Here is a 12,417-nt window from a genome sequence, read left to right as displayed (position 1 = left end):
GGCGGCCATGGAACGAAAAGACTGGTCCGGCATGCAACCCGCGGATACGATCGGAAAGCTGCCCGACTACTATTTTCCGCCGTATATTACGCTAGCCCACATGTTCAACGCCCCCAAGGGCTGGGAAATCCGCGACCGCGAGATGACGCAGTTCGTTCTTCAGTACGTCGTCGACGGTTATTGCCGATACCCGATTAACGGTATTCCCTACGAAACCCGCAAAGGCGACTTGCTGTTCCATCGTCCGCATGAACGCCATTCTATTTTGCCGGCCGAAGATCAGCCCTATATTTGCATATCCGTCGTCTTTCACTTCGGGGCTAGCGCTTTCCCCTACGACGACTTGTTTCAGCACGGCCATCATCTAGGGAATTTCTCGGGACATCCCGTGGAATCCCTTCTTTCCCTGCTCGTGACGCATTATCGCCAGCCCGGACTCGTACACCAAGTTCTGTGCCAAAGCTTATTGATGCGAATTCTAGCGGAAGCAGCGGCGTGGGGCAGGTCCGGCGTCGAACGGAGGAAGACCGATGCCAACCCGATGCCCAAGCTGGTGTTAGTTAAAAACTATCTCCACGAACATTTCGACCGCGAAGTCCGAATCGAAGAACTGGAGAACGTGTCGGGACTCTCCAAAAATTACATTCTAGCCTTATTCCGCAAGCACATCGGCATGTCGCCTATGCAGTACCTGACTTGGATTCGGATCGCCAAAGCCAAAGAGCTGGCCATTCAATCGAATCTCTCCATCGGGGAAATCGCCCTTAAAGTCGGTTATTCCGACGTTCATACGTTCGGGCGCATGTACAAGAACAAAACCGGGCAAAGTTTATCCCAGTTTTGTTCTAATTTGATCTATTCTTGATGCCCATCAGCGAATATAACTATCGAATGATATAAGTACCGCCGACGACGGTATCGAACCCGTAGGCTCCATCCGCCAGAGCAACCGTCGGAATCTCGACGCCGTTCCCGTCTTGAACGAATATCGCTCCTACCGAACGAACAGCGCAAGCACCTCCGGAATGGGAGCGGATTACTGCGCTATTAAGCTTCCCGGCATGCCATGCGATCGAGACTTCGAAGCCGCCGCGAGCCCGCAATCCCTTGACGGAGCCCGTCGGCCAAGCGTCCGGCAACGATGGAAGCAACCGCAAAAACCCTTGATGGGATTGAAGCAGCATCTCGGCGATACCGGCGGTGGCGGCAAAGTTGCCATCGATCTGGAAGGGGGGATGAGCATCGAATAAGTTGCCGTATACTCCGCCTAGATGAAAATTCATTTTCTCGTTTTCATTCACGAGCTGCAGCAAGTTATTCAGCATTCCGTAGGCACGATTACCTTCGCCGAAACGGGCCCATAAGCCGATTTTCCAGCCAAGGCTCCATCCCGTTCCGCCGTCTCCCCGCCTCTCGAGCGATTGACGAGCGGCGGCGAATAGCTCGGGCGTGCCTTCCGCCGTCAGTTGTCGGCCGGGATACACTCCGAAAAGATGGGATACGTGGCGATGCTCCTTATCCTCGTCCTCGAAATCTTTGTACCACTCCTGCAATTGGCCATACTTGCCGATCTGCATCGGGAATAACCGTTCTCTCGCTTCGGTCAATTGCGCTCTCCACTCGGCGTCGATATCCAGAATTTCGGACGCTTCGATACAATTCGTGAACACATCCCAGATGATGGACATGTCCATCGTGGAGGCGACGCTAACCCCGGCTAACCCGTCCTTCGTAACGAACTTATGCTCCGGGGACGTGGACGGGCCCGTGATCAACCGTCCCTGTTCGTCCTCGTACAGGAAATCCAGGCAGAACAAGGCGGAATCCTTCATGATCGGATAGGCTCTATCCCGTAAATAAGCCATATCTCTACCGAAAGCGTAATGCTCCCATAAATGCTGAGCGACCCATGGGCCGCCCATCGGCCACATGGCCCACGCCGCGTCTCCGTCTCCGAAGTCGCCGACGGGAGCGGTATGTCCCCAAATATCGGCATTATGGTGGGCCGTCCATCCTCTCGTGCCGTAATGTACGCGCGCCGTTTCCTTGCCGTGATGCGCTAACTTCTCGATAAGATCCAACATCGGCTCGTGACACTCCGCCAAACCGCAAGTTTCGACCGGCCAATAATTCATCTCCGTATTGATGTTAATCGTATAATTACTGCTCCAAGGCGGACGCGTAGTCGAATTCCATATACCCTGCAGGTTGGCCGCTTGCGTCCCTTGGCGGGAGCTCGCGATCATCAGGTAACGGCCGTAATCGAAAAGAAGCTTCGCGAGACCCGGATCGCGAACTCCGAAGTTCGCTATTCTCTCGTCCGTAGGAAGATCCTCCGGAGCGGAAGATTTGCCCAAGTCCAAGGAAACACGATCGAATAGCGACTGGTGGTCCGCGATATGCCTGTTGCGCAGCTCCTCGTAGGAGGATGACATCGCCGCATGCAATCTGTCCGCGGACAAACACAACGGGTCCTGTCCTTCCGCGAAGCTGGTCGCGGCGGAGAAGATCAGCGTAACGCCCGTTGCCCCTCTTACCCGAAGACCGCCTGCGTCGATTTCCATAACCCCGCCCTCGAGCACCGCTCCCAAGCGACCGCAGAACCGAATCGCTTGCGACGTCCCTTCCTCCCCGTACACGATCGGCTCGTCCACGGTTCGATAGCTCGGCGCCACGTATTCGGGCGCCACTCCCGAGATGAGGAACGAACCGCCGTCAGCCGAAGTCGAATGCCGCAAGGCACTGTCCAGCTTGGCTTGAAAGCTCAATCTGCCTGGTTTGCTCGACTGAAGTCTTATGATGATCGCCTGATCGGGATTCGAGGCGAATGCTTCGCGAGAATAAGTCGCGTCTCCGATCGTATATTGAACGTAGGACAAAGCGTCGTCCAACCGCAGTTCCCTGCTATAGCCTTTTGTAACATCCCCGTGCTCGAAATTCAGATGCAAATCTCCGAAAGGCAAATAAGCTTGCGTGTATGTCCCCATCATTTTCTTGCACAAGAGATCCGCTTCGACGAACTTTCCTTGAGCCAGAAGCTCGCGGACTTGAGGCAAAGCTTCCAGTGCTCCGGGATTATTCCATTCCTTGCGCGGCCCGGACCATAGAGTATCCTCGTTTAACTGCAGCCGTTCGCTTTCCACTCCGCCGAAGATCATGGCTCCCTGCCTGCCGTTACCAATGGGAAGCGCTTCCGTCCATGTCGATGCGGGAACGCGATACTGTAATTTCAAATTCATGCACTCCTGTTCGTTATATGCTGACTGTCGACGCCGAGCGCCTATTCCTTCATTGTAACCATCGCGCGTTAGGTTGGACATGCCCGATCTTAACATTTCAGAGTACATAATTAACCTTCATCGCCTTAGACTGTGTTCAAGAAATAGAAAAGCCGCTGAGATCAGGAAGTACTCCTGAATTTTCATCGGCTTCTTGTTTGACTCTCTTATGGATAAGGACTAAGTTCTCCAATATTTCTCGTGCGGATAGCGATACTCGGTTTGCGGCGGCACCTCTCCTCCAGCCAACGCCAGAGCGCCGGCAGGACGATATTCGAACGATTTCTCCGATGCCCCGTATAGGGTTTGCTTACGTCTGTCTATGCAATCGTTCAGCAACCGTTGCTTAATTGTCAAGTACTCCAGAGTATGGGGCCCGAACTCGACTTCGATCTCCCCCGAACGGAATTCGTAATAGATGGTTCGGCGCAAAGCGTTGCCCTCTCCTTCGGGAGATCCGTGCAGGAGCTGAATATCGTGGAAAATCACGTCGCCGGCCGTCAACTGCACGGGGATCGCCCCGTCGAAGTCGAAGCCCGGCCGCGCGCAACGTTCGCTAGCGCTCCCGGGATCCCAGCGGTTGCTGCCGGGAATTACCCATAAGCAAGACTTCTCGTCCGCATCGTCCAGATAGAAGTCGACATTGAAGATCGGCCGGGGATCGGCGCACCCTACCGGAACCTCCGCGTCCCTATGCCAAGGCACGCTAGCCGCTTGGCTCGGAATCTTGACGACAAGGGAATCCCAAGTCGGGACGAAGTTGTTCCCTTGCAGCTTCTCGACGGACTTCAGGATGAACGGATGTCCGAGCAAAGCCTTCGTCGCGTCCAGCTTATCGATGACGTACTCCGTCCGCCAATAGACTCGTTCGCCGCTGCCGCGCACGCGATACAGATAATCCTCGTCGACGCCTTCGCCCGCTATTCCTTTATCGACGACTCCTTGCGTCTGTTCCCTCAGCAACCTTAGTTCTTCGGCGGACAGCACGTTCCGGATGACCAGATAACCGTTGTCCAAGAAAAACTTGGCTTGTTCTTCCGTAATGGCTTCCTGCACCGCCGCGTTCGCTTCCGAATTCGGTAGCGATTCGTTCGTGGCTCCCATGAATGCCAACCTCCTCTAAAGTCGTTTACAACCTTAGATTAACGAATGGCGACACAAAAATCTTTAGCCGAAATAGCCAATTCGGTTGCCAAAAGCACTTTGAGAAAAAGCCGCGATTAAATACGCGCGAGCTTCGTGATCCGGCCAAATTGCGTCCATTCGGCTCCGTTTATCGTTCCGATCCAGGATCGTGACGCGGCTATTCAAGTCCGGGAAGACGACTTCGTCCCCATAATAATAGAAGCTGCAAGGCGCATCCATGTTATCGTCGATAAAGCGCTTGTGCCGGCCGTCCATCGTAAACACTTGAAGTCCGCTCGCCGGCAGCGTCGTATTGGTGACTATAGCTCTGGCCGTAACCGTCCGACACGTAAATGGGGCTGTCAACCTTTAACGGCGCCGTTCGTGAGTCCGCTGACGATATATCGTTGGATAAAAACGAAAATGAGAATGACCGGGATAATGCTGACCGTTCCGAAAGCCATGGTATTATTCCAAGACGTGCTTTGGAAACCTAAGAAATTATAAATTCCGGCCGTTAGGGGCCTCATGTCCTCTTTACCGATAAAAGTCATCCCGTACACAAGATCTCCCCAAGCGAACAGAAAAGAGAAAACCATGGCTACGACAACCCCCGGAATCGCAATCGGAATCATAATGCGAAGAAACGTAGTCGGTATGCCGCATCCGTCTATCTTAGCCGATTCCTCTAATTCCTTCGGCAGCGAGGCGAAATACGTTCTCAACGTAACCACGGAGAACGGAATCCCCGCCGTCGCATTAGCCAGAATCGTCCCCCAATAAGACGGGCCGATCAGACCCAAGTTCTTAAGCTGGATAAACAGCGGGGTCAGAATCAAAGATGCCGGCAGCATCTGGGTGACTAAGAATAGAAGCAGGATAGCGTGCCTGCCCGGAAATTTGAATCGGGCTAATCCATAGGAAGCCGGAATCGCTAGCAACGTCGAAATCGCAAGAGCCCCGAAAGCGATAATCGCGCTGTTCCTGAAACCCTCGAATATATCGTACGATGAACTCGAGAGCTGCTCCGAATAGGCTTTGAAATACAAGGTTTCCGGAAACCAAGTAGGAGGGGACCGGAATATCTCTCCCTCCGTCTTAAATGACGTAACCACTAGCCAATAAACCGGAAACAAGAATAGCGCGACGACGATCACTCCGGCGAACGGAAGCAACCAAGACGAACGGACTCTCATTTTCATGATCCGCTCACCTCTTCCTTATGGACCAACCGCAAATACAGGAAACCGACGACGAAGAGCACGAGGAACATCACATTCGATGTCGCTGCTCCAAGGCTAAAGTTGAACTCGTCGAAAGACAGCTTATATGCATACGTGGACATCATCTGGGTGGCGTTTACCGGCCCTCCGTGAGTCATGATGAGCACGAGTTCGAACACTTTAAAAGTATAGATGAAACCGAGTACCAGAAGCGATAAGATTGCCGGTTTTAATAGGGGAAGCGTGATCCGGAAAAATCTCTGAAAGGCTCCGGCACCGTCTATGGACGCGCTCTCGTAAATATCTTTCGGAATCGTAGTGAGACCCGTCGTCAACAAAATCATATTAAACGGGATTCCGATCCATGTGTTTGCTAGAACCAGAGCGAACATAGCGGGGACGGGCGTAACCAACCATTCTACGGGACTCCCCGGAATATGAAACTTAGTCAACAGTTCGTTAATGATCCCGCCGTTCGTGCTGAACATGAATTTGAACATCATCGCGGTTATCGTAGCCGGAAGCAACCAACTAATCATAACAATTCCTCTAAGTCTCTGAGCCATTCGAAACGGCTTCGCGAAAAACATGGCGAATGCCAATCCGATAACGAATTGAAGGACAATGCATGCCACCGTGTAGATTAACGTATTAATTAAAGCCGTACCGAGAATACCCTCGCCGAACAATTCCTTATAATTATCCATGCCCACGAAAGGCTGAGTCCCCTGCGATACATTCATTACGTTAACGTCATACAAGCTTAACCGGAAATTATCGAAGATCGGATAACCTACGAAAAACAACATATAAATAAGCGCCGGTAAAACGAATAAATATCCTGCTAATCTTTGCGTCGATCTTGCCATCTTCTGTCACCGCCCTTGGAATACAATCGGAGTGCATGTTCGTGATACATGCACTCCAATCTTCTTATTCGCCGAAGTCGTTATTTGCCTAGCGTTGCGTCTATTTTCTCTTGCGCTCCCTTGGCCGCATCCTCCGGAGTGCTTTGTCCGGTCAAGGCTTTGGCAAGACCTTCGGAAATGGCATTGGATATCTCGGGCCATTTCGGATGAGGACCGCGCGGTTGAGCGTACTTCATATTTTCCGCGAATACTTTCAATTGCGCATTATCGGTCCAGTATGGGTCGGCAGCCACGTCTTTGCGCGAAGGGAAGTATCCGAAGCCTTCCGCGAATGGTTTAATCACTTCCGGAGAGGCGACGTATTTGATGAAGGAGACCGCTTCATCCACGTTCTTGCCATTGACTACCCCAAGATTCTCGCCTCCGAGCACAGATGCGTACTCTTTATCCTTGGGAACAAAGGAAAGTCCGAATTTCAAATCGGGCACGGTGGTCGAGAGTTCGGGCAACTGCCAAGGGCCATTAATCATCATCGCTAATTTCCCTGCCGCGAATTGCTTCATAACGTCCGATTGCGTCCAGTTAATGACTTCCTTGCTCATCGAGCCGTCTTTGACCAGATCCGCGAGTATACCGTACGCTTTGGCTCCCTCGGGACCGCCTAAGTTATCGAAGGTTGCGCCTGAAGATAATAGCCATGGAAGGAATTGGAACGTTCCTTCTTCGTTCGCGGGTGCGCTTATACCGATTCCCGTGACGCCGTTTTGGGAGAGTTTTTTCGCGGCGACCTTCAATTCTTCCCAGGTTTGCGGAGGATTAACGCCAGCATCCGCTAACATCTTCTCATTGTAGAATAAGGCCAGGTTGTTGCTTCCAAGCGGGATGCCGTATTGTTTGCCGTCATAGGAAGCGGATTTCCAAGGTCCTTCGAAAAATTGGTCTTTGTCCGGCCAGTCTTGGATTTTAGCCGTAATGTCCGCGAACAATCCCATCGCGGCGTAAGCGGCATGGTCCGGGTTGTCGATGATGACGAGATCCGGAAGATCTTCTGCCGCGAGACCTACGGAAAGACGTTTTTTGAAATCGGCGAACGGAATGTATACGGGCTCGATTTCGATATTCGGATTCAGCTTCGTGTAGCCGTCAGTCAGTACTTTGATTTTGTCGAACCGTTCCTTTCCCTCGAAATAAAACCATAACGTCAGCTTCTTCTTCTCTTGGTTATCGCCCGAATCCGTAGCTTCGGAAGCTGTCGCATCCTTCGAAGGTGCAATCGATGCTTGATCGTTCGAGTCGTTGGAACCGCATCCGACTAAAACGGTTACCACGATTAAAAACATGACCATTGCCCACAGCGCAGACTTTTTCACGGTAGTGCCCCCTTGAAGGTGTTGGTAGGTACGACTTAAGTGTAGGATCTTGAAAGCGCTTTGAAAATTTGAAATCGATAATAAGAGTGGAGAAAACTAAGGTGATTGACACCGCTTACAGCGGATTTAGTTTCTGAAAATCACCGGCCGAGAGCCCCGTCACTTCCTTGAACACGCGAGAGAAATACTTCGGATCCGGATAGCCTACCTTACGGGCGACTTCGAAAGCTCTGAACTCTCCTCCCAAGAGCAGCTCTTTCGCTTTGTTGATTCGTATTTCCTTGATATAGACCGAGAACGATTTTCCTACTTCTTTGTTGAATTGGGTACTCAAATACTCGGGAGTAATATGTAACGAGCTTGCGATCTCGTCCAAGTTAATTCCGTCCTGGTATCGCTCGTGAACCATCCGAACCGCCTTCTGGATAGTCAGACTATAAGCGGGAACTTCCGAAGAAACGCCGATGGACGCAAACCGGCTCCCGATCTCATCCATAATCCCGATTAATTCCCGTCGCGTGGATACGTTCCGAATTTTCTGCAGCCATTCGCTCTGACTTTGATAGGAGAGCTCGAAGCCATGAAGATCTCCGATAATTCGTAACATATACGACACGAACCGAATGCAGGCTTCGATCGTTTGCAAGGGCTCGTAGTGCTCTCCCATGAATTCCATAGTCCATTTCTTGAAGCATTCGAGAACTTCGCCCCCGTTCGATGCGGATATCGCAAGCGCGGACTTATTCTCCAGAATCGTCGGATAGGGCAAAGTCTTCTTTATGACGGCTTCGACGGTCTGTTCATCGATGGTTCTGTCGTCCCCGAGAGAAATCGACCATTTAACTAGTTTCATAAGTCCCTTTATATCTCGATGCAAAGTCGCGAGGTCTGCTATTTCTCCGATGCAAACGACAGGATGCCGATCGACGCCACGGATCTCGGGCAAGACGGACAGGTTCATATGATTCGGCCATGCGAAGGACTCTTCCTTAGCTTGCGCGACCGCAACGACGGTTCTCTCCTTGGGAAGCTCGAACGCGGCATACCGACTTATCGGCTCCAAAAGCCGGGAAAGGCTTGCCTTAGTAGCCTCCCGGTTCGCCGTAAACTCTTCACCTAGATAACAAACCATTAGCAGCAACGGGCACGCGTCAGCGGTAAAGCCCAGTTGACGTTGCATGTATTGCGCGATCGATCGATGATCCGCGTCCGGCTCCGTTGCCGACCGAACGAGTAACTGCTCCGTTGCATCCTCGAATCCGATCTCGGGCATCCCTGACAGCTGCTGATAGGCAAGTTCGATTTCGATTTTCTTCAACGTTTCCCGGAGGTCATCTGCCGTAATCGGCTTTTCCAAGTAATCGCTCACGCTCATCCGAATCGCTTTCTTCGCATATTCGAACTCGGAGAACCCCGTTAAAATAATCGTTTTGTGCGCTTGCCCCTGCGCCTTCGACTTCTCTAGCATCTCAATACCGGTCATTCTTGGCATCTTAATATCCGCTATGACCAAATCCGGGTGGACCGACTCGATAAGCGCCAGACCGTCTGCCCCGTTATCCGCTTCGCCTACGACTTGGTAGGCGGAGTTTATTCGTCCGATTAGTCGGACGATGCCATCCCTCGTGTTATCTTCATCCTCCACTACGACTATTCTCATGAAGCAACCTCTCCTTCCCCTTGAATGGGCAATACGATTCGAATAGACGTACCTTCTCCAAGAATGCTTTCCAATTCCCAGTTAGCCTTCGGCCCGTAATACATATGCACTCTATCGAATACGTTTCTAATGCCAAGCCCCCCACCGGTGAGCGAGTTCTCATGCTTTTGCCGCTCCGAAAGAATCTCGGCGAGCTTCTCCTCCGTCATGCCGGTACCGTTATCCTCGATCCTCACCTCGAAAAACCGCTCGTCCAGTACGATCACGCTAATGCGAAGGATGCCCCCTTGCTTTCTGCCTGCAAATCCATGAATGATCGAGTTCTCGATAAACGGCTGGAAGAGAAGCTTATGCACCCGGTAGCCGAGCGCGCGTTCATCAAGTTCGACCTCGAATCTGAATGAAGAACGGAAACGGTGTTGCTGCAAATAAATATAAGAATTCATCCATTCCAATTCTTCTTGTAAAGCGACCCACTTATTGCTGTCTTTAACGCTATAACGGAGAATCTGGGCCAACCCTTTCAGCATTTGGCTGATTTGATGTTCGTCTTTCTCGATGGCTAACCAATTGATCGAATCCAACGTATTGTACAGAAAATGCGGGTTGATTTGGGCTTCGAGCGCCCGTATCTCCGCTTCCTTCCGCTTCTCTACCGCCATCTTCGTCTCGTTCATCAACTCGTTCACCGTATTCATCATCTTATTGAAACTGAAGGCGATCGCGGATATTTCATCGCGCGTTTCGCTATCTACCTTAACGTTCAAGATGCCTTGCTGCGCGACCTTCATCGCCCTAACGACCGTTCGGATCGAACGGGTTAAGCTTCCCGAGAAATAATAAATAAGAATACCCGACAGCACTAACGCGGCAATTCCGGCGTATAAGCTAAGCCGTTGCATAGAATACATCTCTTTGAACAATTCATTCTGATCGATGAGGTTGTTGATCGTAAGTCCGCTTCTTTCGTTATAAAAGGTATTGCTTATCGTGGATTTTCCAGTGACGTCGCTAATGTTCATACCCATTTGTCCATTATCCGGAGACGATACGATCCTGTCTTCGTTATCGGTAAGAAAATTCCGATTATCCAAGCGGTCCGTTCCCGCAGGATCGGAAGCGGCTAGATTAATGGCATCGGCCAGAACGGATTCGTACACGGTAATGACGGCAACCCCGATTCCTTCCAGGCTTGCCCCGTTCAGATCGCTCAATTTCCTTGCGATATGGAACCCGTATTGCCCTTTGCTGTAGATCGAATCGATTTGGGCCGGTGGCGTAATGAGGTCTCCGCTCTTATGGGCCATTGCTTCTTGGTAGACGGACAAGCTTGTCAAGTCGCTAACGCCCGACCATAGGTTCTCATACGGCGTTCCCGTTTGCTGATCGTAGCAAATCAAAGTTCCGTTGCTTGTAAAAATGGCGACGCTGCGAATCCCTTCTTTGGCATACGAGTAACTGGAGAGAATGTTGATCAGTTTCCGGCGGCTTAATTCTGGGCTTTCCGTGCGGGGATTATTGATTTCTTTCGTCAATTCCATCACGTCGTCGTCCGTGAAGATCTGGAATAAAATATCCGCGTAGGCATTCAAGGAGGTATCCAAGTTTTTGGACGTTTGCAGGAGATTCGCTTGCACGAGATTATCGATTTTCTTCTCCATTGCCCCTGCCGAGACATAGTAGGAAATCATCTGAACCATGAGGACCGGCAATAAGCTGACGAGCAGGAAGGAAACGATTAATTTGTTACGGAAACTGAAGCCCTTTAAGATCGGTCTTCCCATGACTTAACCCCCGTACTCTGGCTTGCGCAATTCTTCAATCGTATTAACTATCCTTCTATTCATAATAGAAGGTATCGACAAATATTGTAAGCGCTTATAACGGAATAAATATCTAAGATTGGTGGAGAAATCTAAACCCGATTTCCCCCTACATTTAGGTATTATTAAGCCGAGTTCTAGCGAAAGCCCGACGATAAGCGGTCGGCGTTACGCCGGCCAATCGCTTGAACCACTTGGCGAACTGCTTATCGTCATCGATGCCGACCCGTGCGGCTACCTCCTTGACATGCAGCTTCGTGCCCGCGAGAATCTCCTTGGCCGCCTCCAGCTTGATGAGATGAATATAATTCAGGAGCCCCGATCCGAATCTCCTTTTGAACATGCGCGAGAGATAATCTTTGTTGTACCCCATATGAACCGCGATTCGTTCCACGGTGATGTCCCTATCAAGCGCGTGAAGGCGCGTCCATTCCAGCAACTCGGGCAGTTGGGGATCCATCGTTTCCAGACCGCTCGAATCCTGGAGCTGTTCGGCCAACTCGATCAACAAACAGGTCAGAAAGTAATCCCCCGCCCGTGAAATGCGATAACCCCCGTTGGCCGCATGGAGCAACTGCCGCGCCAAGATATGCACGCGGTTCGGATTGGGACATCCCGCATACCGGGGAATTCGACTGTCCGGTTCACTGTCCGGCGCGTCCGGTACTAGAAAATGAAACCAATAGAAAGATACGCCTGGCGAAGAAAGCCTGTAACCCCTATGCCGCTCTCCGGGCATCAGGAATAGAATGTCTCCGGCTTTGATCTCGTACATCCGACCGTCGACCTCCAAGAAGACGACTCCGGAAACGCCGATGATCAGCTCGTAATCCATGATCGTCCGATCCATATGAGACCAAGTCTCGTCGGATAGGAACTGACCGCCCATCTGAAGACGATGGGGCTCTTGCAGATAAAGAGACAGCACCGGCAACATCTCCTTCATTGCGGAATTCCTTTTATATGAAGTCAGTTTTTGACACTTATTATACCGGATCGCCTACCGACAGGCTATGTCTTCTTCCCTTATGATGAATCTGCAAGACATTCCACCTCGAACGGAGCGTGC

General features: G+C 51.3%; 10 protein-coding genes. 1 reads left to right on the top strand and 9 read right to left on the bottom strand.

All coding sequences use genetic code 11. The features are described from left to right. Positions 1-7: 7 nt before the first annotated feature. Positions 8-865, top strand: coding sequence for a helix-turn-helix transcriptional regulator (locus DFP95_RS05525; RefSeq protein ID WP_181907275.1), 858 nt, complete (start codon positions 8-10; stop codon positions 863-865). Between the two features lie 19 nt (positions 866-884). On the opposite strand, the gene DFP95_RS05520 is transcribed toward DFP95_RS05525, so the two are convergent. The 9 genes from DFP95_RS05520 to DFP95_RS05480 all read right to left on the bottom strand — a co-directional run bounded on the left by DFP95_RS05520 (position 885) and on the right by DFP95_RS05480 (position 12,294). Then, a complete protein-coding gene (locus DFP95_RS05520; protein WP_181907274.1) occupies positions 885-3,239 on the bottom strand; it encodes a glycoside hydrolase family 95 protein in 2,355 nt (784 codons plus the stop codon). Positions 3,240-3,458: 219 nt separating this feature from the next. Continuing rightward, positions 3,459-4,382: a phytanoyl-CoA dioxygenase family protein gene (locus DFP95_RS05515; protein WP_115991580.1), complete on the bottom strand. Its 924-nt coding sequence runs from the start codon at positions 4,380-4,382 to the stop codon at positions 3,459-3,461. A gap of 63 nt (positions 4,383-4,445) precedes the next feature. Continuing rightward, positions 4,446-4,769: a hypothetical protein gene (locus DFP95_RS05510; RefSeq protein WP_147304135.1), complete on the bottom strand. Its 324-nt coding sequence runs from the start codon at positions 4,767-4,769 to the stop codon at positions 4,446-4,448. After that, positions 4,766-5,605, bottom strand: a complete 840-nt coding sequence (locus DFP95_RS05505; RefSeq protein WP_115991578.1) for a carbohydrate ABC transporter permease — start codon at positions 5,603-5,605, stop codon at positions 4,766-4,768. Before DFP95_RS05505 ends, DFP95_RS05510 begins: the two co-directional genes overlap by 4 nt. Beyond that, on the bottom strand, positions 5,602-6,495 hold the full coding sequence (locus tag DFP95_RS05500) for a carbohydrate ABC transporter permease (protein ID WP_115991577.1): 894 nt from the start codon (positions 6,493-6,495) through the stop codon (positions 5,602-5,604). Before DFP95_RS05500 ends, DFP95_RS05505 begins: the two co-directional genes overlap by 4 nt. Before the next feature lie 80 nt (positions 6,496-6,575). Beyond that, complete coding sequence (locus tag DFP95_RS05495) at positions 6,576-7,865, bottom strand: ABC transporter substrate-binding protein (RefSeq protein ID WP_220376328.1); 1,290 nt, start codon at positions 7,863-7,865, stop codon at positions 6,576-6,578. 115 nt (positions 7,866-7,980) lie between these two features. Beyond that, positions 7,981-9,525, bottom strand: coding sequence for a response regulator (locus tag DFP95_RS05490; RefSeq protein WP_115991576.1), 1,545 nt, complete (start codon positions 9,523-9,525; stop codon positions 7,981-7,983). Continuing rightward, on the bottom strand, positions 9,522-11,309 hold the full coding sequence (locus DFP95_RS05485; protein WP_115991575.1) for a cache domain-containing sensor histidine kinase: 1,788 nt from the start codon (positions 11,307-11,309) through the stop codon (positions 9,522-9,524). Before DFP95_RS05485 ends, DFP95_RS05490 begins: the two co-directional genes overlap by 4 nt. A gap of 154 nt (positions 11,310-11,463) precedes the next feature. Next, the gene (locus DFP95_RS05480) at positions 11,464-12,294 is read right to left on the bottom strand and encodes a helix-turn-helix domain-containing protein (protein WP_115991574.1); all 831 of its coding nucleotides are present in this window, start codon (positions 12,292-12,294) and stop codon (positions 11,464-11,466) included. Between the last annotated feature and the right edge of the window lie 123 nt (positions 12,295-12,417).

The sequence above is a fragment of the Cohnella lupini genome (genome assembly GCF_003386205.1).
Classification (GTDB): Bacteria; Bacillota; Bacilli; order Paenibacillales; family Paenibacillaceae; genus Cohnella; species Cohnella lupini.
This window is presented reverse-complemented; position numbering and strand designations above follow the sequence as displayed.